Source organism: Nocardia implantans (assembly GCF_035544775.1).
Lineage (GTDB): Bacteria > Actinomycetota > Actinomycetes > Mycobacteriales > Mycobacteriaceae > Nocardia > Nocardia implantans.
On sequence record NZ_JAYKYQ010000002.1, the window covers coordinates 1 to 25,828 of the forward strand.

The 25,828-nt window shown below is 69.3% G+C and carries 25 protein-coding genes and 1 rRNA gene; 17 read left to right on the plus strand and 9 right to left on the minus strand.

The genetic code is table 11. The features are described 5' to 3' along the window. From rrf to U3653_RS04215, 4 genes are all read left to right on the plus strand, one after another. Positions 1-114: ribosomal RNA gene (rrf, locus tag U3653_RS04200) — 5S ribosomal RNA — on the plus strand; the annotation flags it as partial. 169 nt (positions 115-283) lie between these two features. Next, complete coding sequence (locus U3653_RS04205) at positions 284-1,015, plus strand: rhomboid-like protein (RefSeq protein ID WP_195077319.1); 732 nt, start codon at positions 284-286, stop codon at positions 1,013-1,015. Positions 1,016-1,052: 37 nt separating this feature from the next. Next, complete coding sequence (nucS, locus tag U3653_RS04210) at positions 1,053-1,742, plus strand: endonuclease NucS (protein ID WP_067803166.1); 690 nt, start codon at positions 1,053-1,055, stop codon at positions 1,740-1,742. Between the two features lie 47 nt (positions 1,743-1,789). Next, on the plus strand, positions 1,790-2,098 hold the full coding sequence (locus U3653_RS04215; protein WP_323123953.1) for an Rv1322 family protein: 309 nt from the start codon (positions 1,790-1,792) through the stop codon (positions 2,096-2,098). Positions 2,099-2,207: 109 nt separating this feature from the next. Here the strand turns inward: U3653_RS04215 and U3653_RS04220 are convergent, their stop codons facing one another. Both U3653_RS04220 and mce read right to left on the minus strand, forming a co-directional pair. Next, positions 2,208-3,209: a coiled-coil domain-containing protein gene (locus tag U3653_RS04220; RefSeq protein WP_195077320.1), complete on the minus strand. Its 1,002-nt coding sequence runs from the start codon at positions 3,207-3,209 to the stop codon at positions 2,208-2,210. Between the two features lie 86 nt (positions 3,210-3,295). Continuing rightward, entirely contained in the window at positions 3,296-3,769 is a 474-nt protein-coding gene (gene mce / locus U3653_RS04225; protein ID WP_324722338.1) for a methylmalonyl-CoA epimerase, read from the minus strand. A 128-nt stretch (positions 3,770-3,897) separates the two neighbouring features. On the opposite strand from mce, the gene U3653_RS04230 reads away from it, so the two are divergent. The 3 genes from U3653_RS04230 (at position 3,898) to U3653_RS04240 (ending at position 7,145) form a co-directional block, all read left to right on the plus strand. Further along, positions 3,898-5,076 (plus strand): acetyl-CoA C-acetyltransferase, encoded by a 1,179-nt coding sequence (locus U3653_RS04230; RefSeq protein WP_195077322.1) that lies wholly within the window; start codon positions 3,898-3,900, stop codon positions 5,074-5,076. Between the two features lie 790 nt (positions 5,077-5,866). Continuing rightward, positions 5,867-6,235, plus strand: coding sequence for a DUF3817 domain-containing protein (locus U3653_RS04235; RefSeq protein ID WP_195077323.1), 369 nt, complete (start codon positions 5,867-5,869; stop codon positions 6,233-6,235). 61 nt (positions 6,236-6,296) lie between these two features. Continuing rightward, a complete protein-coding gene (locus U3653_RS04240) occupies positions 6,297-7,145 on the plus strand; it encodes a tetratricopeptide repeat protein (RefSeq protein WP_195077885.1) in 849 nt (282 codons plus the stop codon). Positions 7,146-7,167: 22 nt separating this feature from the next. Here the strand turns inward: U3653_RS04240 and glgB are convergent, their stop codons facing one another. From glgB to U3653_RS04260, 4 genes are all read right to left on the minus strand, one after another. Further along, complete coding sequence (gene glgB, locus U3653_RS04245; RefSeq protein ID WP_195077324.1) at positions 7,168-9,321, minus strand: 1,4-alpha-glucan branching protein GlgB; 2,154 nt, start codon at positions 9,319-9,321, stop codon at positions 7,168-7,170. Next, positions 9,318-11,321, minus strand: a complete 2,004-nt coding sequence (locus U3653_RS04250) for an alpha-1,4-glucan--maltose-1-phosphate maltosyltransferase (protein ID WP_195077325.1) — start codon at positions 11,319-11,321, stop codon at positions 9,318-9,320. The genes glgB and U3653_RS04250 overlap by 4 nt, the downstream gene beginning before the upstream one ends. 99 nt (positions 11,322-11,420) lie before the next feature. Then, positions 11,421-12,062, minus strand: a complete 642-nt coding sequence (locus U3653_RS04255) for a LysE family translocator (protein ID WP_195077326.1) — start codon at positions 12,060-12,062, stop codon at positions 11,421-11,423. A 144-nt stretch (positions 12,063-12,206) separates the two neighbouring features. Beyond that, entirely contained in the window at positions 12,207-12,650 is a 444-nt protein-coding gene (locus tag U3653_RS04260; protein ID WP_195077327.1) for a hypothetical protein, read from the minus strand. Between the two features lie 293 nt (positions 12,651-12,943). On the opposite strand from U3653_RS04260, the gene glgP reads away from it, so the two are divergent. The 4 genes from glgP (at position 12,944) to U3653_RS04280 (ending at position 18,208) form a co-directional block, all read left to right on the plus strand. Beyond that, positions 12,944-15,517, plus strand: a complete 2,574-nt coding sequence (gene glgP, locus U3653_RS04265) for an alpha-glucan family phosphorylase (protein WP_195077328.1) — start codon at positions 12,944-12,946, stop codon at positions 15,515-15,517. A 108-nt stretch (positions 15,518-15,625) separates the two neighbouring features. After that, entirely contained in the window at positions 15,626-16,987 is a 1,362-nt protein-coding gene (locus U3653_RS04270) for an NCS2 family permease (protein ID WP_323123952.1), read from the plus strand. Positions 16,988-17,143: 156 nt separating this feature from the next. After that, positions 17,144-17,677 carry a DoxX family protein gene (locus U3653_RS04275; RefSeq protein WP_195077329.1) on the plus strand — a complete coding sequence of 178 codons (534 nt, stop codon included), beginning with the start codon at positions 17,144-17,146 and terminating at the stop codon, positions 17,675-17,677. A gap of 135 nt (positions 17,678-17,812) precedes the next feature. Next, entirely contained in the window at positions 17,813-18,208 is a 396-nt protein-coding gene (locus tag U3653_RS04280; protein WP_195077330.1) for a RidA family protein, read from the plus strand. Between the two features lie 160 nt (positions 18,209-18,368). Here U3653_RS04280 and U3653_RS04285 read toward each other — a convergent pair whose 3' ends face one another. After that, positions 18,369-20,417, minus strand: coding sequence for an ATP-dependent DNA helicase (locus U3653_RS04285; protein WP_195077331.1), 2,049 nt, complete (start codon positions 20,415-20,417; stop codon positions 18,369-18,371). A gap of 57 nt (positions 20,418-20,474) precedes the next feature. Then, on the minus strand, positions 20,475-21,041 hold the full coding sequence (locus U3653_RS04290; RefSeq protein WP_195077332.1) for an isochorismatase family protein: 567 nt from the start codon (positions 21,039-21,041) through the stop codon (positions 20,475-20,477). Between the two features lie 182 nt (positions 21,042-21,223). Between U3653_RS04290 and U3653_RS04295 the strand changes: the two genes are divergently transcribed. Further along, complete coding sequence (locus tag U3653_RS04295; protein ID WP_195077333.1) at positions 21,224-21,415, plus strand: hypothetical protein; 192 nt, start codon at positions 21,224-21,226, stop codon at positions 21,413-21,415. A 2-nt stretch (positions 21,416-21,417) separates the two neighbouring features. On the opposite strand, the gene U3653_RS04300 is transcribed toward U3653_RS04295, so the two are convergent. Beyond that, a complete protein-coding gene (locus tag U3653_RS04300) occupies positions 21,418-22,728 on the minus strand; it encodes a nicotinate phosphoribosyltransferase (RefSeq protein ID WP_195077334.1) in 1,311 nt (436 codons plus the stop codon). 123 nt (positions 22,729-22,851) lie between these two features. Between U3653_RS04300 and clpS the strand changes: the two genes are divergently transcribed. From clpS to U3653_RS04325, 5 genes are all read left to right on the plus strand, one after another. Beyond that, positions 22,852-23,202: an ATP-dependent Clp protease adapter ClpS gene (gene clpS / locus U3653_RS04305; RefSeq protein WP_039796380.1), complete on the plus strand. Its 351-nt coding sequence runs from the start codon at positions 22,852-22,854 to the stop codon at positions 23,200-23,202. 22 nt (positions 23,203-23,224) lie between these two features. Beyond that, positions 23,225-23,794: an oxidative stress transcriptional regulator AosR gene (gene aosR, locus U3653_RS04310; protein ID WP_195077335.1), complete on the plus strand. Its 570-nt coding sequence runs from the start codon at positions 23,225-23,227 to the stop codon at positions 23,792-23,794. 53 nt (positions 23,795-23,847) lie between these two features. Beyond that, the gene (locus U3653_RS04315) at positions 23,848-24,909 is read left to right on the plus strand and encodes a P1 family peptidase (RefSeq protein WP_195077336.1); all 1,062 of its coding nucleotides are present in this window, start codon (positions 23,848-23,850) and stop codon (positions 24,907-24,909) included. 188 nt (positions 24,910-25,097) lie between these two features. Then, positions 25,098-25,517 (plus strand): M67 family metallopeptidase, encoded by a 420-nt coding sequence (locus U3653_RS04320; protein ID WP_067803148.1) that lies wholly within the window; start codon positions 25,098-25,100, stop codon positions 25,515-25,517. Between the two features lie 33 nt (positions 25,518-25,550). After that, the gene (locus U3653_RS04325; RefSeq protein ID WP_195077337.1) at positions 25,551-25,823 is read left to right on the plus strand and encodes a MoaD/ThiS family protein; all 273 of its coding nucleotides are present in this window, start codon (positions 25,551-25,553) and stop codon (positions 25,821-25,823) included. The last annotated feature ends 5 nt before the right edge of the window (positions 25,824-25,828 follow it).

A 25,828-nucleotide genomic window follows, 5' to 3' on the forward strand; every position in this document is an offset into this window, starting at 1 on the left:
GGCGGTCATAGCGGTGGGGAAACGCCCGGTCCCATTCCGAACCCGGAAGCTAAGCCTGCCAGCGCCGATGGTACTGCACTCGACAGGGTGTGGGAGAGTAGGACACCGCCGGAACATCCTTTCACGAAAGGCCCTCGACACAGTCGAGGGCCTTTCGTCGTTTTGCGAGACGAGAACGTTTCGTGGCAATTTCGTAGGGAACTCCAAGCCTACGCAGCGTGCGGACGATGATGATGGACGGTGGGGGAGAGATCGCCGTTCCGCGTGAACAACGGAGGTATGCATGCTCGTCGCGACGACGCCGGACCGCCCGGCGCCGCCCGAATCCGCCACGACAACGCGACCGCGGTGGTGGCGGCCGAGGCTGCCCGCGACGGCCGTGTACTTGGCAGGGCTGGTCGCCGTCTCGGCAGTCTTCTCCGTGCTGAGCGACTCCGCACAGGCCCGGATGGTGCTGCACGCGAGCACCAACCTGCAGAACCTGTTGGACGGCCGGCTCGGGACGTTGCTGGCGAGCGCGTTCGTGATCGGCGACGTCGTCGGGTCGTGGGTGATCATCCCGCTGCTCGCGTGTCTGCTCGCGCTCGCGGAGCTGCGCTTCGGCGCGCTGCGATTGGTGCGCGTCTTCCTGGCCGGCCACATCGGCGCCACGCTGTTCGTCGCGGCCGGCCTGTGGGTGGGTGTGGAGGCGGGATGGGTGCCCGCGAGCATCCGCTGGGCCGAGGACGTCGGCGTCAGCTACGGCGCCATGGCGCTGATCGGCGCGCTGGTGGCCGCGCTGCCGTACCGGTGGCGTGCCGCTTGGTCGACGCTGTGGTCCATCGTCGCGGTCGAGGGTGTGCTCATCGAGCAGACCTTCACCCAGGTCGGTCACTTGGTGGCGTTGCTGATCGGCACCGTGGTCGGGTTCTGCATGATCTGGGCAAGGACGACCACTCGGCGGCGGCTCACGCGCGTCGAGAGCGCCTTGCTGGCCGTCAGCGTGGTGCTCGCGGCGATTCTGCTCATGGGCTGACGACACCCGGGTACGGGCGTTCGCCTACAGTGCTTGGGTGCGCCTAGTGATTGCTCGCTGTCAGGTCGACTACGTAGGGCGACTCACCGCCCATCTCCCGATGGCCCGCAGGCTACTGCTGATGAAAGCGGACGGCTCGGTGCTCGTGCACTCCGACGGCGGCTCGTACAAGCCGTTGAACTGGATGAGCCCCCCGTGCTGGCTGGAGGAACGCAACGGCGACGCGCAACTCCCTGATGGCGCGAAGGCGCTGTGGGTCGTCGCCAACAAAGCCGGTGAGGAACTCCGCATCACCATCGAGGACATCGAGCACGACTCCTCGCACGAACTCGGCGTCGACCCGGGCCTGGTGAAAGACGGTGTCGAGGCCCATCTGCAAGAGCTGCTGGCAGAGCACGTGCACACCCTCGGCGCGGGCTACACCCTCATCCGCCGCGAGTACATGACCGCGATCGGCCCGGTGGACCTGCTGTGCCGGGACGCCGACGGCGGCACCGTCGCGGTGGAGATCAAACGGCGCGGCGAGATCGACGGCGTCGAACAGCTCACCCGCTACCTCGAGTTGCTGAACCGGGACCCGCTGCTGGCCCCGGTGGCGGGCGTCTTCGCCGCGCAGCAGATCAAGCCGCAGGCGCGCACGCTGGCGGAAGACCGCGGCATCCGCTGTCTCACACTCGATTACGAGGCCCTACGCGGCACGGAGAGCAACGAATTCCGCTTGTTCTGAACTCGGGGGCCCGCGGGGCACGCGGGGGCGAGTAATACGCTTGTCGCATGCCCCGCCGGAAACCGCGTTCGGATCGCCATGCTGATCACTCGCGGTCGGGCGGATCGCCGATCGGCGATGTCTTCGGGCGGACCGAATCGGGTCCCGACGGTGAGGAGACGTATGTGGTCCGCACCATTCCGGGGGCTCGCGCGATGAAGACCTATCGCTGTCCCGGCTGTGATCACGAGATTCCGCCCGGCGTCGCGCACGTCGTCGCGTGGCCCGCTTACGGCGGAGAGGAAGACCGGCGGCATTGGCATCACGGGTGCTGGAACGGGCGCCGTACTCGGCGGATCACCCGGCGCTGGTCCTGACGCCCGGAGGGCACAGGCCGACCATGCCCCGGAATTAAGGAAGGCCGCCCCGGATGGGGCGGCCTTCGGTGAATTCGGTTCGTTTTGCCGCAGTCGCCGTGGTCCGACGTCAGTTGCTGATGTCGGCGCTCTCGCGCTCGTCCGCGTCGATCTCGTCGTCCTCGGTGGCGACCTCGGGGATCGCCTTCTGCCGGGAGCCGGTGACCGACTTGGTGTTGCCGCCGATCGACTTGCGCTGATCCGGGACACCGTCGAGCAGTTCGCTCTCCCGATTGACCGCGGCGAGCATCGCGGGCACCGAGTCGAGCTGACCGCGGATACCGAGCAGCTGGGCGAGCACGCGGCCGCGCAGCACGCGCATCTCCTCGGCCAGTTCCTTCGCGTGCGCGATCTTGCGCTCGGAGGTCTGCGTGGCGGAGGTGATCAGGCGGTTGGCCTCGTCGGTCGCGTCCTTGATCCGCTGAGCGGCTTCGGCGCGGCTGGTGGCCTCCAGCTCCTCCATGGCGCGGGTGAGCTTGGTGCGACGCTCGGCCATGGTGGCCTCGAACTCCTGCTGGGTGGCCTTGCGCTTCGCGTCGGCTTCCTTCGCGATGCGGTCGGCCTCGGCCTGGGCGGCCTCGATGATCTTGGCGGATTCGGTGCGCGCGTTCGCGAGGGTCTGCTCGAATTCGATTTCGAGCGCCTCGCGCTTCTCCTTGGTCTCGGCGAGCAGCGACTCGTACTTGCCACGCATCTCGGTGGCCTGCTGCTCGGCGATCGACACCATTTCGGCGGCCTCGGCCTGCGCCAGAGCACGAACCTCGGACGCCTCGTCGGAGGCGAGCCGGAGCATGCGGGAAATACGGTCGGACATGCCTTCCGCGGTGGTCGGCGGCACCGAGAGTCGGTCGACCTCCTTGCGGAGCTCGTCGATCTCGTCGCGCGCGTCTTCCAGCTGGCTCGCGAGGTTACGTGCTTGGGCCGCAGCCGCATCGCGGTCGGTGGCGGTGACTCTCAGTTCCGCGTCGAAGCGGTCGAAGTAATTACGCACCTCGTCTTGCGCATAACCCTTGCGCACAACGGTGAAGGGCAGTGCAACGAAGCGATTGCGATCGGACTCGGGTGACGACATGGCACACAAACTACAGCCTGAAGACAGCCGATGGTGACTCGACTGCGAATGTCATTCCAACGAGTTTTCCCCGCCTGACGCCGATACTAGTGCGTAACATCCGCGCTCGGTTCGACCAACTCGATCAGCACACCTCCAGCATCCTTCGGGTGGATGAAATTGATGCGGGAATCAGCCGTTCCGTGCCGCGGAGCGTCGTACAGCAAACGCAGACCCTTGGCGCGCAGGTACGCCGAGACGGCCTCGATGTCGGTCACCCGGTAGGCCAGTTGCTGCAAGCCGGGCCCGCTGCGGTCGATGAACTTCGCGATCGTCGATTCCGCGTTGAGGGGGGCCAGCAACTGCAGGGCAGTGGCGCGGTCGGGAGCGCCGGGCAGCGACAGCATCGCCTCGTGCACCCCCTGGGCCTCGTTGACCTCGCGATGGGTCTCGATCATGCCCAGGTTCTCCGCGTACCAGGCGACCGCGGCGTCCAGGTCCGGCACGGCGATGCCGACGTGGTCGACCGCGGTGACGTAGTCCGCGGGGATGAAAGATGACTGTTCGATAACGTTGCTCACCATTCGAAGGTAGCGCGACCTGGCACGGGGTGCGCGGGACGCACCCGCTACCGTTGAGTAGGAACACCTGCTCTCGCATTGCCCGGCGGGGGCACGAGCAGGTCCGATCTACGAATGCGAGGCTCGTCGTGACCACTTCCGTGATCGTCTCCGGTGCACGTACCCCGGTCGGCAGGCTGCTCGGAGGTCTGAGGGACTTCAGCGGTTCCGATCTCGGCGGGTTCGCGATCAAGGCGGCGCTGGAGAAGGGCGGCGTCGCGCCCGACCAGGTCGATTACGTGATCATGGGTCAGGTGCTGACCGCGGGCGCGGGGCAGATCCCGGCCCGGCAGGCGGCGGTGGCCGCCGGTATTCCGATGGACGTGCCCGCGCTGACGCTGAACAAGGTCTGCCTGTCGGGCATCAACGCGATCGCGCTGGCCGACCAGCTGATCCGGGCGGGCGAGTACGAGATCGTCGTCGCGGGTGGTCAGGAGTCCATGAGCCAGGCGCCGCACCTGCTGGAGAAGAGCAGGGAGGGCTTCAAGTACGGCGACGTGACCCTGCGCGATCACATGGCCTACGACGGTCTGCACGACATCTTCACCGATCAGGCGATGGGCGCGCTCACCGAGTCGCGCAACGAGGCCGACCGGATCAGCCGGGAGGATCAGGACGCGTTCGCGGCGGCTTCGCATCAGCGTGCCGCGGCGGCGTGGAAGAACGGCGTGTTCGATGACGAGGTCGTCCCGGTCGCGGTGCCGCAGCGCAAGGGCGATCCGGTGCTGGTGACCACGGACGAGGGCATTCGCGCCGACACCACGGTGGAGTCGCTGGCCAAGCTGCGTCCGGCGTTCCGCAAAGACGGCACGATCACCGCGGGCACCGCGTCGCAGATCTCCGACGGCGCCGCCGCGGTCGTGGTGATGAGCAAGGAGAAGGCGCAGGCGCTCGGCTTGTCCTGGATCGCCGAGATCGGCGCGGCCGGCGTGGTCGCCGGTCCGGACTCGACCCTGCAGGATCAGCCCGCCAACGCGATCGCCAAAGCCTGCGCGCGTGAGGGCATCTCGCCCACCGACCTGGACCTGGTGGAGATCAACGAGGCGTTCGCCGCCGTCGGCATCGCCTCCACCCGCAAACTGGGCATCGACCCGGAGAAGGTGAACGTCAACGGTGGCGCCATCGCCATCGGCCACCCGCTCGGCATGTCCGGCGCCCGCATCCTGCTGCACCTGGTGCTGGAGCTGAAGCGCCGCGGCGGCGGCATCGGCGCGGCCGCGCTCTGCGGCGGCGGCGGTCAGGGCGACGCGCTGATCGTGCGCGTCTGAGCCCGGCGGAGCGATGCTCCTGCTGAATCCTGCCGATGGCCGTCCCGATGTGGGCGGCCATCGGTCGTTCTGCTGACGAAGCAGCAAGCTATCGCCACGATGACCGATCGGGGACGACGGGTGGCCACTGAGTTCGTCGCGAGCCAGCAGTGGTCACCTCACGACCCCGCTGAAAATGGCTTCGGCAGATCACCGAATCACACAACCGCACCAGAACTCGCCCACGGGTTCGGGCGTAGGGAGACCGAGCCTGTGCGGTTCGCGGCCCAGTTCGCGGCGCGCGGCGGCAGGGCAAGCGCCGTGGATTTGCAGGCGGCGAGCACGTGACGGCGCGGCGGAATCGGCCGCTTCGGGTGCCCGTGATCTCGAGTTCGCATGCTGACGTGCCCGGCGCATCGCTACTACGTCTTTCGAGCGCAGCGAGACCGAGTATTGCGGGTTCATGGCCCGGTTCGACGTCTGCGCGGCCGTCGCGTGAAGCCACCAAGGAGCACCCGGCAGCCGAGCCGATAGAGCGACTACAACCCGCGTGCTCCAAGTAGCGATTTTCCGTTGCCGGCGTGCTCAGCGCACCGCAACTCCGTCTTTCGAGCGAAGCGAGACCGAGCCTGTTCCGTTCGCGGCCCGGCTCGCGTGTGCGCGGCCGCCGCGTAGGCGACGAAGGAGCAAGCGGCGGTCGCGCACACGCGAGCCATAAAGGGGCCGCGAACACGTCGCGACGCAGTCGCGGCCAATCAAACTAGACACAGCTCACTACGACAGCCTGTAGTGCATCCGGCAGAATGGGCGCATGGGCAATGTCTTCGACCTGAGCACGGTGGCCAAGCGGTTTCGTTTCATCGCGGTGCTCGAGGCGATCTCCTGGCTGCTGTTGATCATCGGCATGGTGTTCAAGCGGATTCCCGAGCCGGTGTTGTGGCCGGTCAAGGTGTTCGGCATGACGCACGGCATCGTGTTCGTGCTGTTCGTGATCACCGCGATCGTGGCGGCGCGCGAGCTGGGCTGGAACGCCAAGACCACCGTTCTGGCGCTGGTGTCGAGCATCCCGCCGTTCTGCACGGTGCTGTTCGAGATCTGGGCGGTGCGCACGGGGCGGTTGGGTGAGCTGAGCAACGCCGGTTCGTTCGAGTCCGGGGCACCCGCATCCGCCACGTCGTGACAAACTGGAGGTCGTGAATCGACCAGCCGCACGCCGTCCTTCGCCCGCTGTCGCCGCCGCCATGTCCGGGGCGGTCGATCTGTCCAGCCTGAAGCAGCCCGCCGGTGGCGCGGGCGGTCCGGCCGGTGGCGACCACGCGGTCTCCGAGGCCGATTTCGAGACCAAGGTCCTGCGCCGGTCGATGCAGGTGCCCGTGGTGGTGGTGCTGTACTCGCAGCGCAGTCCGGGCAGCATCGAACTGGTGCGGACGCTGGAACGCCTGGTGGCCGCCGACGGTGGCGCCTGGGATCTGGCCGCCGTCGAGGCCGAGGCCAATATGCGCATCGCGCAGGCGCTGCGGGTGCAGGGCATCCCGACGGTCATCGCGATCGCGGCCGGGCAGCCGCTGGCCGATTTCGAGGGCGCTCAGCCGGAGCCGCAGGTGCGGCAGTGGTTGAACGCCGTGGTCGACGCGGTGGCGGGCAAGCTGGAGGGCGGGCCGCAGCCGCAGGCCGAGGCGGAGGACCCGCGTTTCGCGGCGGCCGAGGCGGCGCTCGAGCACGGTGACCTGGCGGGCGCGGAGGCCGCCTACCAAGCGATTATCGACGCCGAACCGGCGAACGAGGAGGCCAAGGGCGCGCTGCGGCAGTTGCGCTTCCTCGCCAGGGCCCAGGAACTGCCGGAGTCGGCCATCGCCGATGCCGACGCCGACCCGTCGAATGTCGATGCCGCGATCAAAGCCGCTGATCTCGAATTGTTCCAGCAGCGGCCCGAAGCGGCCTTCGATCGGCTGATCGCCGTCGTCAAGCGGACTTCCGGCGACGATCGCACCAAGGCGCGTACCCGCCTGCTGGAGCTGTTCGAGCTGTTCGACCAGGCCGAGCCGTTCGTCGTGGCCGCGCGCCGCAAGCTGGCGGCGGCGCTGTACTGATTCCGGTGCGGCGGGCGGCCGGTCAGGCCGGACGCAGCCAGACCGCGCTGTGCGGTGCGAGCGTCACGGTGGCAGAGGCGGGACGGTCGTGCCACGGCTCGTCGGTCGCCGTCACCTCGCCCAGGTTGCCGAGGCCGGAGCCGCCGTAGTCCACGGCGTCGGTGTTGAGGATCTCCAGCCAGGGGCCTCGGTGCGGCAGGCCGATGCGGTACGCGTCGTGCGCCGATCCGGAGAAGTTGTAGACGCAGGCCACTACCGAGCCGTCGGAGCCGTAGCGAAGGAACGCCAGCACGTTGTTCGACCGGTCGTTCGCCTCGATCCAGGCGTAGCCGCCGGGGGTGGCGTCCTGGCTCCACAGTGCGGGGTGGGCGCGGTAGACGGCGTTCAGGTCGCGCACCAGCGTGGTGATGCCCTGGTGTAGCGGGTTCTGCAGCTCCTGCCAGTCCAGGCCGCGATCGTGCGACCACTCCCGGAACTGGCCGAAATCCTGCCCCATGAACAGCAGTTGTTTACCCGGGTGGGCCCACATGTAGGCCAGCAGCGCCCGTACGCCGGCGGCTTTGGCGAAATCGTCGCCTGGCATCCTGGTCCACAGTGTGCCTTTGCCGTGCACGACCTCGTCATGGCTGATCGGCAGCACGTAGTTCTCGCTCCAGGCGTAGACCAGCGAGAAGGTGATCTCGTTGTGGTGCCAGGAGCGGTGCACCGGGTCGCGGCCGAGGAACCCGAGGGTGTCGTGCATCCAGCCCATGTTCCATTTCATGGTGAAGCCGAGACCGCCGACGTCGATGCCGCGGGTGACGCCGGGCCAGGTGGTGGACTCCTCGGCGATGGTCACGACGCCGGGGTGATGCCGGTGCAGCGTCTCGTTGAGGTCTTGCAGGAAGTCGACGGCCTCCAGGTTCTCCCGGCCGCCGTGGACGTTGGGCTCCCACTGGCCCTCGGCGCGGGAGTAGTCCAGGTAGAGCATGGACGCGACGGCGTCGACGCGCAGGCCGTCGATGTGGAATTCCTCGATCCAGTAGCGGGCGTTGGCGATGAGGAAGTTGCGCACTTCGTGCCTGCCGAAGTCGAACACGTAGGTGCCCCAGTCGAGTTGCTCGCCCCGGCGCGGGTCGGCGTGCTCGTAGAGCGGGGTGCCGTCGAATCGGGCCAGCGCCCACTCGTCGCGCGGGAAATGAGCGGGGACCCAGTCCAGCAGGACGCCGATGCCCGCCGCGTGCATGCGGTCGACGAACGCGCGGAAGTCGTCGGGGGAGCCGAATCGCGCCGTCGGCGCGTAGTAGGAGGTGACCTGGTAGCCCCACGACCCGCCGAACGGATGCTCGGCGATGGGGAGCAATTCGATGTGGGTGTATCCGGTGGCCCGCACGTACTCGGCGAGCTGATCGGCCAGTTCGCGATAGCCGAGGCCGGGCCGCCACGAACCGAGATGCACTTCGTAGACGCTCATCGGGGCGCGGGTGGGGTCGGTGGCAGCGCGCTGTTCGAGCCAGGCGCTGTCCTGCCACACGTGATGGCTCTCGGTGACCACCGACGCCGTGGCCGGCGGGTGTTCGGCGGCGAAGGCCAGCGGGTCGGCGTGGTCGACGGTCCGTCCGTCGGCGCCGTGCACGCGGTATTTGTACTTGCAGCCCGGTTCGACGCCGGGGACGAAGACCTCCCAGATCCCGGACGACCCCAGCGCGCGCATCGGCGCGGTGTTGCCGCTCCAGCCGTCGAAGTCCCCGATCACGGTGACGCCGCGCGCGTTCGGCGCCCACACCGCGAACGAGGTGCCCGCGACGTCACCGTCGAGCGTCGGGTAGCGGCGCGGGTGCGCCCCGAGCACTTCCCAGAGGCGTTCGTGGCGGCCTTCGCCGATCAGGTGCAGGTCGAGTTCGCCGAGCGTGGGCAGGAAGCGGTAGCCGTCGGCGCCGATGACGGTCCGGCCGCCCGGGTAGGTCGTCACGACGCGATAGTCCATGATCTCCGGGTACGGCAGCACGGCGGCGAAGACGCCGTGACCGAGGGACTTCAGTTCATGGTCATCGCCGCCGACGCGCACCGACACGGTCTCCGCGTGCGGGCGCAGCACCCGGACGGCGGTGCCGTCGGGATGGGGGTGCGCGCCGAGCACGGTGTGCGGGTCGGTATGGGTGCCCGCCGCGAGAAGCATGAGGTCGCGGCGTTTCATCGCAGCGTCCTGCGGTAGGCCAGCTCGGTGCGAGCCTGCTGGGACACGGGGGGCAGGGCGATGATGTGCGCGACGGCCCGGGCAGGGTCCAAGCGCACGTAATTGGTCTGGGCCCAGTGGTATTCCTCGCCGCTGACCTCGTCGTACACCACCGGGTGGTCGTGCCATTCGCGGCCGATGGCGGGCAGGTCGAGCGAGAGCATGCCCCACTCGGCGCCGAAGGGGTTGAGGTTCACCACGACCAGCACCGCGTCGCCGCTGGCCGGGTCGATCTTGGAGTAGGCGATCAGCGCGTCGTTGTCCACGTGGTGGAAATGCAGGCAACGCAACTGTTGCAGGGCGGGGTGCGCTCGGCGGATCTCGTTGAGCCGGGTGAGCCATGGCTCCAGCGATTCCCCGCGCGCGAGCGCCTCGGCGAACGGGCGCGGGCGCAGCTCGTACTTCTCCGAATCGAGGTACTCCTCGCTGTCCGGGCGCACCGCCTGGTGCTCGAACAGCTCGAAGCCGGAATAGACGCCCCAGGTCGGCGCGAGGGTGGCGGCCAGGACGGCGCGGATGGCGAACATCCCAGGGCCGCCGTGCTGGAGGCTCTCGTGCAGGATGTCCGGGGTGTTCACGAAGAGGTTCGGGCGGGCTTCGTCGGCTTTCGCGGCCAATTCGTTGCCGAACTCCGTCAGCTCCCATTTCGCGACGCGCCAGGTGAAATACGTGTAGGACTGGCTGAATCCGCGGCGGGCGAGCCCGTAGAGCCGGGCCGGGCGGGTGAACGCCTCGGACAGGAAGATGACGTCCGGGTCGGTGCGCCAGACGTTCGCGATCAGCCACTCCCAGAAGTCGGCGGGCTTGGTGTGCGGATTGTCGACCCGAAAGATTCTGACGCCCAGTTCGATCCAGTGCTTGACCACGCGCAGCACTTCGGCGTAGAGCCCGTCGGGGTCGTTGTCGAAGTTGACCGGGTAGATGTCCTGGTACTTCTTCGGCGGGTTCTCGGCGTAGGCGATGGTGCCGTCGGGCAGGGTGGTGAACCATTCGGGGTGCGCCTGCACCCACGGATGGTCGGGCGCGCACTGCAGCGCGAGGTCGAGCGCCACTTCGAGGCCGAGTTCCCGCGCCGCAACGACGAACTCGGCGAAGTCGGCTTCGGTACCCAGTTCCGGATGCACGGCGTCGTGCCCGCCGTGCCGCGATCCGATGGCCCACGGCGATCCGACGTCGCCCGGCTCCGCGGTGAGCGCGTTGTTGCGGCCCTTGCGGTTGACCTCGCCGATCGGATGGATGGGCGGCAGGTACACCACGTCGAAGCCCATGGCGGCGATGCGCGGAAGTTCCTTGGCGGCGGTGACGAACGTGCCGTGGACGGGCTTGCCGTTGGCGTCGCGGCCGCCGGTCGAGCGCGGGAAGAACTCGTACCAGGAGCCGTAGAGCGCCCGGTGCCGCTCGACCAGAACGGTGTGCTGCGGCCCGCGGGTGACCAGGTCGCGCAGCGGCGTGGCGCGCAGGATCTCGGCGACTTCCTCGGTGAAGGCAGGGGCCACCCGGGCGGGGAGTTGATCGGTGCCGCGCAGCGCCGCCGCGACCGCGCGCAGGCGCTCGAACTGTTTCTTGGGGACGGCTTGCGCCGCCCGCTCGAACAGGCGGGCGCCCAGCTCCAGGTCGTTGGCCAGATCGGCGGCGCTCTGCCCCACGGCCAGCTTCGCCTCGATCGCCGATCGCCAGGTCGCGATCGGATCGCTCCATCCTTCGATCCGGTAGGTCCAGGCTCCCGGCGTGTTCGGCGTGAAGGTCGCGTTGAAGACGTCGGGCTCGTAGTCCGGCGTCATGCGGACACGGGTGGCTCGCGACGCGCCGGGGGCGCGCACGACGAGGGTGGCGGCGACGGCGTCGTGCCCCTCTCGCCAGACCACGGTGCGCACCGGGAATACCTCGCCGACCACCGCCTTGGCGGGCCGGCCGCCTGGGATGGACGGGGCAGTGTCATCGATAGCGATGCGGCCGGTCACGGACCCCAACCTACCGGCAACCGGCCGCCGGGACCGGATCAGCCGATTTTTCGAACTCTGTTCCGGCCGGTCCGGGCCGCGGCCGAGCTGGGCGTTCGGTCAGCGTGCGTCGGCGGCGAGGCCGAGGCCGAGCGCGACGAGGATCACGCCGAGGGCGCGTTCGACCCGCTGCCGGATGCCGGTGCTGCGCAGCCACACGCCAGCGCGGTCGGCGGCGAGGACCACGCCGACGCACCACGCGGTGTCGATCACCAACTGGATGAGCGCCAGGATCACCATCGTCGGCAGCACCGGCCCGTCGGAGGGAAGGAATTGCGGCAGGATCGTCAATCCGAAGACCGCCGCTTTGGGATTGGCCGCGATCGAGATCAGCGAGGCGCGGAAGGCGGCGGCGGGCGTGCGACCCGCCGGGAGCATCCGCGTCATCGCGCCGCCGAACTCGCCGCCGCCGCGCGCGCCGCGCCATGCCTGCACGCCGAGCCAGATCAGCACCAGCGCGCCGACGACGTGCACCGCCGTATTCGCGGCCCGGTTCGCGACCAGCAGAACCGACAGCCCGGCCCCGCCCGCCAGCGTCCAGCCGAGCACGCCGATCTCGTTGCCGGCCACCGCCGCCAGACCCGCGGTGCGTCCGTCGCGCACCGAGCGTTGCAGGAACAACGCCGTCGCAGGCCCCGGCAGCGCGGCGATGACCAGGCAGGCAGGCAGAAACTGCGGGAGGACGTGGACCCAGTGCGGCATCAGCCGATGCTGTCACTTCGGATCCGCTGCGGCCACCGATTTCCCGCGGTCGATGAGGATGAGGCGCCGGGTGGCCACGGACGGCGATCGCTCGTCGATCGCGTGACCACCCGGGCGCTCAATCCGACGTGCTGGAACCGCCGCTCACGGCATGACCAGGCACGCGAAGCCGAGGTTCATCCCGTTGCCCACCGTCATCACCGGCGAGATCCAAGCGGGAGCGGCGCCTTGCGTCGCGGAAATGGTGTGTTGCCCGGTGGTGTCGGGGATCCAGACCGCGGTGGCCTGGTTGCCGACCACCGGTGCGGGATTCGGTGAGAAGGTGCCCCCGGCACTGTCGGCGAACTGCACCGATTCCGTCGAGGGATTGTTGTCCACCGTGGCCGTCACGCGGTATTGGCAGTTGGTTCCGTAGTTACCGAAACCGAAACTGGTGCCTTGGGCCGGGCTCGCGGTCGCCGTCGTGACCGCCGCGCCGGCGGCGGGTGCGACGAGAACGAATGCCGCCGCGAACGCTCCGAACCCTGTGATCGCTGCTCCAGCGCGCGACCAGCGCCGATCGCGGGCGCGATTTGGGTGTGCTGTCATCCACATCTCGATCACTCCCGTACTGATTCGGTTGGTGCGGCCGGTTGGTCCGCACAGCTTGTGGGTTTGCCCGGGCTTCCGGAGTTCACAAGCGAGCGCGGGTCTCGATCGGGTAGCGGGAACGCGGGCACCGGGTGCGTCGTGTGGCCGTTCCGTGACGATGCAGAGCGTTACGGGCCGTCGCGCCGGTCGCTCGCCGCGCCGTGTGTTTCCGGGAAAGCCGCTGGTCGGAACGTTGTGCGGGGGCTGGTCACGCGGGGCGCGCCGGGCGGTCGCCGTGTAGGTTCTACCCAATGAAGGCATTGCGTCGTTTCACCGTCCGTGCCCATCTGCCCGAGCGCCTGGCCGCCCTGGGGGAGCTCGCCACGAATCTGCGCTGGTCGTGGCATCCGCCGACGCAGGACCTGTTCGCCGCGCTCGATCCGCGGCGGTGGCAGGAGATGGGGCACGACCCGGTCCGGATGCTGGGTGAGGTGCCCGCGGCGCGTTTGGACGAGCTGGCCGCCGACCCCGCCTACGTCGCACGGGTGGACGCCGCGGCGGCCGACCTGCGGGAGTACCTGGCGGCGCCGGGCTGGTTCCAGCGCAGGGCGGGCGAGGAAGGCGTGCGGGGCATCGCCTATTTCTCGATGGAGTTCGGCGTCACGGAGGTGTTGCCGAATTATTCCGGGGGCCTTGGCATTCTGGCCGGAGACCACTTGAAGGCCGCCTCCGATCTGGGTCTGCCGCTGATCGGCGTCGGCTTGCTGTACCGCTCGGGCTACTTCCGGCAGTCGCTGACGACCGACGGCTGGCAAGCCGAGCACTACCCGGCGCTGGATCCGCAGGGCCTGCCGCTGCGCGCGCTCACCTCCGGCGGTTCGCCGGTGCTCATCCACGTCGCGATGCCCGATCGCAGGGTGCTGCGCGCGCGGGTGTGGATCGCGCAGGTCGGCCGGGTTCCGTTGCTGCTGCTCGATTCCGATATCGCGGAGAACGACCCGGAGTTGCGCGCGGTCACCGACCGGCTGTACGGAGGCGATCAGGAGCATCGCATCCGCCAGGAGATCCTCGCGGGCATCGGCGGTGTGCGTGCGGTGCGCGCCTACACCGCGTCGGCCGGGCTGCCCGACCCCGACGTCTTCCATATGAACGAAGGCCACGCGGGTTTCCTCGGCGTGGAGCGGATCCGCGAATTCGTGGCGGCCGGTCAGGATTTCGATACCGCGCTCGCCGCCGTGCGGGCGGGCACGGTGTTCACCACGCATACGCCGGTCCCCGCAGGTATCGACCGGTTCCCCATGCCGATGGTGCGGCGCTATTTCGGCGGTGCGCACGGGGAATCCGAATCCGCCCTGCTGCCCGGCCTTTCGGTGGACCGGATCGTGGCGCTCGGCCGGGAGGCCGACCCGTCGGTGTTCAACATGGCGCACATGGGCCTGCGGCTGGCGCAGCGCGCCAACGGCGTGTCGAAACTGCACGGGGAGGTGAGCCGGTCGATGTTCGCTTCGCTGTGGCCGGGCTTCGACCCGGCCGAGGTGCCGATCGGTTCGGTCACCAATGGTGTGCACGCGACCACCTGGGCCGCGCGGGAGTGGGTGGACAAGGCGCGCGAGCACATCGGCGCGGAGCTGGTCGAGGAGGGGCGCGGCTGGGAGAGGCTGCGCGATGTCGATCTCACCGAATTGTGGTCGACCCGCAACACCCTGCGCGGCATCCTCGTCGACGAGGTGCGCCGCAGGGTGCGCGCGTCCTGGCTGGAGCGCGGCGCCGCCGAGGCCGAACTCGGCTGGGTGAACGGCGTTTTCGACCCGGACGTGCTGACCGTCGGGTTCGCCCGCCGGGTGCCGACCTACAAGCGGCTCACCCTGATGCTGCGCGATCCGCAGCGGCTGCGCGCCCTGCTGCTGGACCCGCGGCGGCCGGTGCAGCTGGTCGTCGCGGGGAAGAGTCATCCGGCCGACGACGGCGGCAAAGCGCTGATCCAGCAGGTGGTGCGCTTCGCCGACGATCCCGAGGTACGGCACCGGATCGTCTTCCTGCCCGACTACGACATGTCGATGGCCCGCTACCTGTACTGGGGCTGTGACGTCTGGCTGAACAACCCGCTGCGCCCGCTGGAGGCCTGCGGCACCTCCGGTATGAAGTCCGCGCTGAACGGCGGGCTCAATCTCTCCATCCGGGACGGCTGGTGGGACGAGATGTACGACGGTGAGAACGGGTGGGCCATTCCGACCGCGGAGGGCGTCCGGGACGAACACCGCCGCGACGATCTGGAGGCCGCCGCTCTCTACGACCTGTTCGAACGGGCCGTGGCGCCGCGCTTCTACGAGCGCGACGCGTCCGGGATGCCGGTGCGCTGGGTCGAGATGGTCCGTCACACCTTGCAGACCCTGGGGCCGAAGGTCCTGGCTTCCCGGATGGTCCGCGACTACGCGGTGCAGTATTACGCTCCGGCCGCCGCGGCCTCGCAACGGGCGACGGCGGACGATTTCGCGGTGGCGCGCGCCATCGCCGAATACCGGCACCGGATCGAGTCGGCGTGGCCATCGGTCAAGGTGATCCAGGTGGACAGCGCCGGATTGCCGGACACGCCGGTGATCGGGGCGCGGCTGTCGCTCACCGCGCGGGTCGAACTCGGTGGGCTGAGCGTGCCGGACGTGGTGGTGCAGGCGGTGCTCGGCCGGGTGTCGGCGACCGACGATCTGTCCGACACCACGACCGTGCCCATGACGCACGCCGGTTCCGACGCGGGCGCCGAGCTGTTCACCGTGGACACGCCGCTGCCGCTGTCCGGCGCGGTCGGGTACACAGTGCGCGTGCTGCCGCACAGCGATCTGCTGGCCTCCGACGCCGAGTTCGGGCTGGTCTCCGCCCCGAGCGCTTAGCTCGGGTGGCGCCGGTCACGGTGGCGCCGCCGCGGGTGTTCCTGCCAGTGAACCGTCGGCTACCGTGCCCTTGGCCCGCCCCGAATCGTTCCTCGACTGGAGTCACCCATGGTCACCGACGTTCTGCACCGGACCCGAGGACGCCTCGACGGATATTTCGGGGTTCGCTCGACCGGTTCGACCGTCAAACGCGAACTCATGGCGGGGACCATCACGTTCCTCGCCATGTCATACGTCCTCGCGGTCAACCCCGCGGTGCTCGGCGACCAGGGCGCGCTGGGCGACAAGGGCATCCCGATGCAGGCGGTGTTCACCGCCACCGCCGTCGCCGCGGTGTTCGGCACGCTGGTCATGGGGCTGTGGGCGCGGTATCCGATCGCGCTCGCGCCGGGCATGGGACTCAACGCGTTCTTCGCCTACACGGTGGTGCTCGGCATGGGGATTCCCTGGCAGGTCGCGCTGTCGGGCACGTTCCTGTCCGGAGCCATCTTCTTCGTCCTCGCGGTGACGAAGGTTCGCGAACGCATACTCAACGCGATCCCGATGCAGTTGAAGCTCGCCGTGGGCGCTGGCATCGGATTGTTCGTGGCCTTCCTCGGACTCAAGAACGCCGGGATCGTGGTGAACAGCGACGCGACGCTGGTCACGCTGGGCGACTTCACCAAGGGCACCACCTTGCTCGCGCTGTTCGGGTTGCTGGTCACGGTGGTGTTCCTGGTGCGCGGCTGGCACGGCGCCGTGCTCTACGGCATCGTGCTGACCACGATCGTCGGCATCGTCAGCGGCTTGGTCGCACTGCCCAAGGGCTTGTTCGCCGCGCCGAAGGGGCTGGAGCAGACCTTCGGCCAGGCGATCGTCCATCTGCCCGACGCGTTCACCGGTCAGATGGTCGTGGTGGTGCTGACCATGCTGTTCGTCGACTTCTTCGACGCCTCCGGCACGCTGATCGGCGTCGCGAACCAGGCCGGGCTGCTGGACGAGGACGGCAAGTTACCGCGCGCCGCGAGCGCGCTGGCGGCGGACTCGGTGGGCACCATGGCCGGCGCGGTCATCGGCACCTCCACCACGACCGCGTATGTGGAATCGACCGCGGGCGTCTCGGCGGGCGGGCGGACCGGGTTGACCGCCGTCACCACGGCGGGCTGGTTCCTCGTCGCCATGTTCTGCTATCCGATCTTCGCGGTGGTGGCGGGTTCCAGCGAGGTGACCGCGCCCGCGCTCATCGTGGTCGGCATCCTGATGGCCCGCTCACTCGGTGCGATCGACTGGAACCGGCTGGAGTACTCGGTGCCCGCGTTCATCACCATCGTGATGATGCCGCTGACCTACTCCATCGCCAACGGCCTGGCCATGGGCATGCTGCTGTACCCCGTGGTCATGGTGGCCAAAGGCCGCATCAAGGAAGTGCACCCGGCGATGTGGGCACTGATGCTGGTGTTCCTCGGTTACTTCTTCTTCCTCGCTGAGTGATCGTCCGCTCGTCGCCGCGCTGAACCATCCCGTCCGCCCGCCCGTGGAATAGACCGAGTGGCAGGGCAGTTGGCTCGGAGAGAATCGGACCACAGTCCGTTTATTTGCCGAAGTAACGATCATGTCGGGAACGACCGCGCAGGGATGAGGACCACGATGAGCATCAAATCCGTACTCGAGAGAACCGGCAGCGAAAGCGATCTGGACGGCATCGCCCCCGATATCGGCCTGCTGGTCGTACGCGTCGTCTTCGGCGGCCTGCTCGCGGCGCACGGCGCGCAGAAACTCTTCGGCTGGTGGGGTGGGCCCGGCCTGCAGGCCAACGCCGACGGCTTCGAGCAGATGGGCTACAACCCGGGCAAGGTGTTCGGCACGCTGGCCGGCCTGACCGAACTCGGCGGTGGCCTGCTGTTGCTGCTCGGTCTGCTGACGCCGCTGGCCGGGGCCATCGTGCTCGGCACGATGATCAACGCGATCAACGCCACCTGGGCCGGTGGACTGCTGGGAGGGTACGAGATGGGCGTGCTGTTCGCGGTGGTGGGCGCCGCGCTGCCCTTCACCGGGCCGGGCAAGTTCTCCTTGGACGCGGGGCGTCCTTGGCAGCGCCACGGATTCGTGTGGGGTGTGGGCGCGGTGGTTCTCGCGGTCGCGACGGGCGTGCTCACGCTGATCCTGAAGTGGGCGCTCTGACCCTGCGGGGCAGCGGTATTCGCGGCGCGGTGACCTCGGTCGCCGCGCCGCGATGGTCTATGGGTTCGCCATGTCACGCCGCGGGCTGCTGAATCGTCTGTGTTGTGGCACTTACCGGCCGAGCAAGGAGGAAACATGGCCGCGGAAATCAGCAACCCCGGTGAACTGCACGACCCGACCGGATTCGGTTACAGCCACGTGGCGGTGACGCGGGGGGAACTGGTGTTCATCGCCGGGCAGTACGACTCGGACGCCGAAGGACACGCTACCAGCGCGGAATTCGCGGTTCAGGTGGACCGTGCGTTCGCCGATCTCGGCATCGCCTTGCGGTCGGCCGACGTGGACTTCGCCGACGTGGCGCAGTTGCGGACGCACATCGTCGACCACGATCTCGAGAAGCTGGCGGTGCTCGGGAAGAAGATCGCGGAGATCTGGGGTGACCGCCCGCCCGTGCAGACGCTGACCGGCGTGGCGGCACTCGCGTTGCCGGGCATGCTGTTCGAGGTCGACGCGGTGGCCGTGCGCGGCTGAGATCGGCGGCCAGAAGGGGGGCGGTGACGTCCCCGCGCCGCGTGCAGGGCTTGGCGCGGGGACCGGCCGATACCTCGATGTGGGAATTGGGGGGTCACCGAAGTACCGGCCACCCAATCTACTTCCGAGTGGAAATAGATTCCGGCCGGTGTGTTTGGTATCACACGGTCGCCGCGGCGGCCAGCCTGCCCAGTGCCTTGACGACGATCTCCGGGTCGGCCGTCTCCCAGTAGGGCGGCAGCGACGCGCGCAGGTATCCGCCGTAGCGGGCGGTGGCGAGGCGGGAATCCAGGATGGCCACCACACCGCGATCGTCGACGCTGCGCAGCAGGCGGCCGGTGCCCTGCGCGAGCAGCAGAGCGGCGTGGTTGGCGGCCACGGTCATGAAGCCGTTGCCGCCGCGCATCTCCACGGCGCGCTGCCTGGCCGCCAGCAGCGGATCGTCCGGGCGGGGGAAGGGGATGCGGTCGAGGATGACCAGGCTCAGCGACGGTCCGGGCACGTCGACGCCCTGCCACAGCGACAGCGTGCCGAACAGGGAGGTCTCCGGGTCGTCGGCGAACTTGCGCACCAACGCGCCCGTGGCGTCCTCGCCCTGGCACAGTACCGGGGTATCCAGCCGTTCGCGCAGCGCGTCGGTGGCCGCGCGAGCGGCGCGCATCGAGGAGAACAAGCCGAGGGTGCGCCCGCCCGCGGCCGTGATCAGCCGTTCGATCTCGTCCAGGTGAGCCGGTGCGAGCCCGTCGCGGCCCGGCGCGGGCAGGTGTTTGGCGACGTAGAGGATGCCCGACTTGGCATGGTCGAACGGCGAGCCGACATCGAGCGAACTCCAGCGCACCACCTCGGCGTCCGACGGCGCCTGCGCGCCGTTCGCGGTGGCCGGATCGGTGCGATTGCCCGACTGCGCGGGCAGGCCCCAGGTGACCGCGAGGCCGTCGAACGAGCCGCCGATCTGCAACGTGGCGGAGGTGAGCACGACGGTCGCGGTGCCGAAGAGCCTGCTGCGCAGCAGTCCGCCCACCGACAGCGGCGCCATCCGCAGCGACCGGCGCACGACACCCCTGACCTCGTCGGCCGCCAGCCAGATGACATCGCGGCGAGCAGCGGGATCCGGCTCGTCGAAGGCCGTCAGCGCGCGGACCGCGGTGTCGTGCACCTCGTCGAGCGCGGCCAGTGCCATGGTGCGGGCGGCGGAGCTCTCCGGGTCGCCCTGCGCGGTGGTGCTGCCCGGCGGCGCGAGTGCGGTGCGCGCGTTCCACGCGGCGTCGCGGACCAAGGCGAGCACGGGGGCGATGCCGTCGGGCATGGTGTCCCAGCGGGCGGCGGGCAGCTCCTCCAGCGCGGTGTGCCAGGCCTCCGCGGCGCCTTCCAGGCGATCGACCTCCTGCTCGTCGACGAGCTTGGCGCAGCGCCGGGCCGCCGCGCTGATCGCCGACGAGGTCAGTTCTGCGGTGGCCACGCCGGTGACCCGGTCGACCAGCTCGTGCGCCTCGTCGATGACCACCACGTCGTGTTCGGGCAGCACCTGGATGCCGCTGATCGCGTCGATGGCCAGCAGCGCGTGGTTGGTCACCACCACGTCGGCCTGCGCCGACTCGGTCCTGGCGCGCTCGGCGAAGCAATCCTGGCCGAAGGAGCAGCGCGACTTGCCGAGGCACTCCCGCGACGACACGCTGACCTGACGCCAGGCCCGATCGCTCACGCCGGGGGCGAGTTCGTCGCGGTCGCCGGTCTCGGTGTCGGAGGCCCACTCGTTGAGCCGTTGCACTTCGCGGCCGAGGCGCGAGATCGCGAACGCGTCGAACAGCTCCGCTTCGGCGGGCTCGTCGGGAACAGCGCTGTTGATCTTGTTCAAGCACAGATAGTTGTTGCGGCCCTTGAGGATCGCGAACTTCGGCGTGCGGCCCAGCGGTCCGCTCAGCGCCTCCGCCAAGCGGGGGAGGTCACGGTCGACCAGCTGGCGTTGCAGCGCGATCGTGGCCGTGGAGACCACCACCGTGCGGCCGGTGCGCACGGCGTGGCGCAGGCTCGGCACCAGATACGCCAGCGACTTGCCGGTGCCCGTCCCGGCCTGCACGGCGAGATGCTCCTTGGTGTCGATCGCGTGGTCCACCGCCGCGGCCATCGTCACCTGCCCGGTGCGCTCCTTGCCGCCGAGCGCCTGCACGGCGGTGGCCAAAAGATCGGAAACGGGCGGGAGTTCGGGCACGCGAGCAGCCTACTCGGCGCCTCCGACAGGGCAGGGCGGTCGCCGAGACCGGACGGTCTACCGGCTGATGCCGCCTTCGATGTCGACGCCGGCTCCGCGCATGCGGTCCAGCGCGGTGGCGACCGTCTCGGGCGCGACGCCCGCGGTGAGATCGAGCAGGACGCGAGTGTCGAAACCCTCGATGCGCGCGTCCAGCGCGGTCGCGCGCACGCAGTGGTCGGTCGCGATGCCCACCACGTCGACGGCGTCGACGCCGCGGTCGTGCAGCCAGTCGGCCAGCCCGGTGCCGTCCTCGGTCGTGCCCTCGAACCCGGAGTAGGCCGCCGAGTAGGCGCCCTTGGAGAAGACGGCCTGGATGGGCTCGGTGGTCAGGGCCGGGTGGAAGTCGGCGCCCGGCGTGCCCACCCGGCAGTGCGGCGGCCAGCTGTCGATGTAATCGGGCTCGTCGGAGAAATGCGCGCCGGGATCGATGTGGTGATCGCGGGTGGCCACGACCACCGCGTAGTTTGCCGCGGCGAGGTGCTCGCTGATCCGCGCCGCCACGGCGGCGCCGCCTGCGACCGCGAGCGAACCGCCCTCGCAGAAATCGTTCTGGACGTCGACGATGATCAGGGCTCGGGTCATGGCGACCTCCCGCGGTGTGGCTGAACAACTGTTTCAGATTCTGCCGCTCGGCCGGACGCTCGTTCCGCCGACTCGCGGGAGAATTCGCCTGCGCGATGTAAACGCGGCCCGCGCCCACGGTGATTACCGGGTGCCCCTTTCGTCGGCGGCCGGACGCGCCGCCTCCAGCACGGAGACCTCTGATGAGCCCTGTCAAACTGTTCCGCACCGTAATCGTCGCCACCACCGTGTTCCTGGCGGTCTTCTTCCTGCTCGGCGCCAAGCCCGCGGAGCCGTCGGCATGGGTGTGGTTCGCGATCACCGGAGTCGTATTCGCGCTGCTCTTCGCCGTCGGACTGCGGCTGGTGACCCGCCTCGACCAGCGCAGGCGCTGACCTCAGACGAAAGTGGTCACCACGGCGGGTTCGCCCGCCGAGAGTTTGAGCCCCTCCCACGGCAGGCTGATCAGCCCGCGCGCGACCAGGTCGCGGCTCTCGGCGAGGGTGGGCAGGTCATCGACCTGCTTGCCCTCCCGGATCAGCGGCACCAGCAGCTCACGGGCTTGGAAGCCGTCGCGGGGCGGCGTCGGCCCGGCCGCGGGATAGACGATCTCCTCGACGATCGTGCCGGTGTCGCGGGCCAAGCGGATCGCCTTCTTCGTACCGCCACGCGACTGCTTGTGACTGCTGCGTTTGGCGACCGGCACCCCATCGACTTCGACCAGCTTGTAGACCATCCCGGCGGTCGGCGCGCCGGAGCCGGTGACCAGCGCCGTCCCCACGCCGTACACGTCGACCGGCTCGGCGCGCAGCGCGGCGATGGCGTACTCGTCCAGATCGCCGGAGACCACGATGCGGGTCTTGGTCGCCCCGAGCGCGTCGAGCTGGTCGCGCACCTGCCTGGCCAGGACGCCCAGATCACCGGAGTCGATCCGCACGCCGCCCAGCTCCGTGCCCGCGACCTCGATGGCGGTCGCGACGCCCCTTGTGATGTCGAAGGTGTCCACCAGCAGCGTCGTTCCGACCCCGAGCGTCTGCACCTGACTGCGGAACGCTTCGGCTTCGTGCGCCCCGTCGGGACCGCTGTGCAGCAGCACGAACGCGTGCGCGCTTGTGCCCGCCCCCGGAATCCCGTACCGGCGCACCGCCTCCAGGTTCGAGGTGGCGTCGAAACCGGCCAGATACGCGGCGCGCGCGCAGTCCGCGGCCGCGAACTCGTGGGTGCGCCGCGACCCCATCTCGATCATCCTGCGGCCACCGGCCGCGCTGACCATCCGCGCCGCGGCGGCCGCGATGGCGCTGTCGTGATTGAGAATCGACAGCACCAGCGTCTCCAGCACGACGCATTCGGCGAAGCTGCCGCGCACCGAGAGGATCGGGGAGCCGGGAAAGTACAGCTCGCCTTCGGGGTAGCCGTCGATGTCGCCGGTGAACCGGTAGTCACGCAGCCAGTCCAGCGTCCGCCGATCCGAGAACGAGGCGGCGACGGCCAGTTCCTCCTCGCCGAACCGGAACTGCCGCAGCGCGTCGAGCAGCCGGCCGGTGCCCCCGACGACGCCGTAGCGCCGACCATTTGGCAAACGTCTAGCGAACACCTCGAAGGTGCACTGCCGATGCGCCGAGCCGTCGGCGAGCGCCGCGGCGAGCATGGTCAGTTCGTACTGGTCGGTCAGCAGCGCGGTGCTGGTCACGCCGTCACGCAGGTCCACGCTGTCACTGTAGACAGAACGGTCGGCTCACGGCGTCCGGCATCGGCCCGGTGAACCGGCGAAAACGCGAATCGGGGCTGCGTGGGTGTTGTTTATCCGGGGTCGAGTCGTACCCTTGACCCTATGGCCTTGTGCAACACAGTCCGGGGTGACGTCGTTGTGGACGCCGCGAACGCGACATTGTCGGCGGCACAGGCGACACCCGAAGCGGTGGAGTACACCGAGATCCTGGAGGCGGAGGACCGTCCGTGGGTGACCGTGGTCTGGGACGATCCGGTCAACCTGATGCACTACGTCACCTACATCTTCCAGAAGCTTTTCGGCTACAGCAAAGCGAAGGCGACCGAGCTGATGCTGAAGGTCCACAACGAGGGCAAGGCGGTGGTCTCGTCCGGTTCGCGCGACAAGATGGAACACGACGTCCAGCGACTGCACGCCGCGGGACTCTGGGCCACCATGCAGCGGGACGACTGACCAGCACGACTACCCTGACGCCGTGCGCAAGTGGAGCAGGAAGAACTCGCTGAGCGGTCTCAAACTGCGATCCGAAATGGACGCACGTGAGGCCAACGTGCTTCGGTCCCTGGTCGGTGCGGTCTCCGGGCTGCTCACCGAGCGCGCCGAGTCCGCCCCCGACGACGACTTGGCCGCCCTCACCGGATTGCGATCCGGCAACACCGTCCCGCCGGAGGATCCGCGGCTGCGCAGGCTGCTGCCGGACTTCCACCGCAGCGAACCCGGCTCGCCGGACGCCGAACGCGCCGACCTCAACAGCGCGCTGCGCGGACTGCACGAGCCCGACATCATCGACGCCAAGCTGGCGGCGGGCTCGGTCGTGCTCGACACCGTGCCGAGCGCGGGCGGAAAGATCGTCCTCACCCCCGAGCAGGCCGACGCCTGGTTGACCGCGCTCACCGACGTGCGGCTGGCCCTTGGCACGGTGCTGAACATCGACGCCGACACGCCCGACCAGCTCGACCCCGACGATCCGCGCGCTCCGCACCTGGACGTGTACCACTGGCTGACCTGGATGCAGGACTCGCTGCTCCAGGCGCTGGCGCCCTGACCGGCCGCGCTGCGAAGATCGGCGCGAAGAGTCCGCGCCGTGAGGAGCACAGAGTGAACGCCGAACCGGGTGAACGCAATTCGATCACCGACGTGCCCGGAGTGCTGGTCGGTCATCATCACGTCCTCGATCCGGACGCCACGCTCGGCTCCGGCGCGGCGACCGGATGCACGGTGGTGCGCGTGCCGGGCGGCGCGGTGGCGGCGGTAGACGTGCGCGGCGGAGGACCTGGCACTCGGGAGACCGACCTGCTCGATCCGATGAACACCGTGCGCCGGATCGACGCGGTCCTGCTCACCGGCGGCAGCGCCTTCGGGCTCGCCGCGGCCGACGGGGTGATGCGATGGCTGGAGGACAACGGCGCGGGCATCGTGATGGACCCGGCGGACCCGAGCCGGGTGGTGCCGATCGTGCCCGGCGCGGTGATCTTCGATCTTCCGGTCGGCGCGTGGGACATCCGCCCGACCGCCGAGTTCGGCTATCGCGCCGCGGCCGCGGCGGGCGTCGACTTCGCGCGCGGTTCGGTCGGTGCGGGCGTCGGCGCGCGTGCCGGTTCGATCAAAGGCGGGGTGGGCACGGCGAGCATCGTGCTCGGTGACGGCGCCGCCGCGGGGATCACCGTCGCCGCGCTTGTCGTGGCGAACCCCGTCGGCTCGGTGTTCGATCCGCGCACCGGGTTGCCGTGGGGGTGCGGCACCGACGGGCCCGGCTTCTTCGGGCTGCGGGAGGCGACCGAAGAGCAGCTGGCGGCGGCGAACGCGCTGCCGGTGAAGGGCACCGTGCTCAACACCACGATCGGCGTCGTCGCCACCGACGCCCCGCTCGATCCGGCGGGATGCAGGCGGGTCGCGGTCACCGCGCACGACGGGTTGGCCAGGGCGATCCGCCCCGCGCACTCGCCGCTGGACGGGGACACGCTCTTCGCGCTCGCCACCGGGACGGCGGAGGAGGACGCAGGTCTGCCACTGCCGCCCGCCTTTCCCTCCGATCTGCTTGTTCTCGACCAGATCTGCACGGCCGCCGCCGTCTGTGTCGAACGCGCCATCGTCGACGCGATCCGCTCGGCGCACACGGTGGCGGGCATCCCGGCCTACCGAGACCTGTTCGGCGTTTGATTTCCAGCGCCCGCTCGGCATCGCTTCGCTCGAAAGACGTGGTCGGGGGGAGCCCGGCGCAGACCTCCGGATGGCGGGTACCTGGTGGGCCGGAATCGGGGACCGGGCGAGCCGGCCGCGGGAATAGCCGAATATCCTGGCTCGTTGTCGACTGCGATGGGTCGGCGTTGTGGAAAGGTGTGCGACTCGTGCTGGTGATCAGGGCCGACCTCGTGGAGGCGATGGTGGCGCACGCGCGCGCCGATCACCCCGACGAGGCCTGCGGTGTCATCGCGGGGCCGGAGGGCTCGGATCGTCCGGAGCGCTTCATCGCCATGGTCAACGCCGAGCGTTCGCCCACGTTCTACCGCTTCGACTCCGGCGAGCAGTTGAAGGTGTGGCGCGCGATGGACGACGCCGACGAGGCGCCGGTCGTCATCTACCACTCGCACACCGCCACCGAGGCCTATCCGAGCCGGACCGACGTGTCCTACGCCTCCGAGCCGTTCGCGCACTACGTGCTGATCTCCACCCGCGATCCCGAGCAGCACGAGCTGCGCAGCTACCGGATCGTGGACGGCGAGGTCACCGAGGAGCCGGTGCGGATCGTCGACGCGTACGAGAACTAGACCGATGCCTGTTCGCGAAACCGAGGAGTACCCATGCCGGTAACCGTCTCCATTCCGACCATCATGCGCGGCCTCACCAAAGGTGAGAAGCGCGTGCAGGCCGAGGGCGCCACGCTGTCGGCGCTGATCGACGACCTCGAGGCCAACCACCCCGGGCTCGCCGAGCGCCTGCTGAAGGACGGCAAGCTCAACCGCTACGTCAACATCTACGTCGACGACGAGGACGTGCGCTTCGCCGGCGGGCTGGACGCCGAAGTGCCGCAGGATGCCAGCGTGACGATCCTGCCCGCCGTGGCCGGAGGCTGACCCGT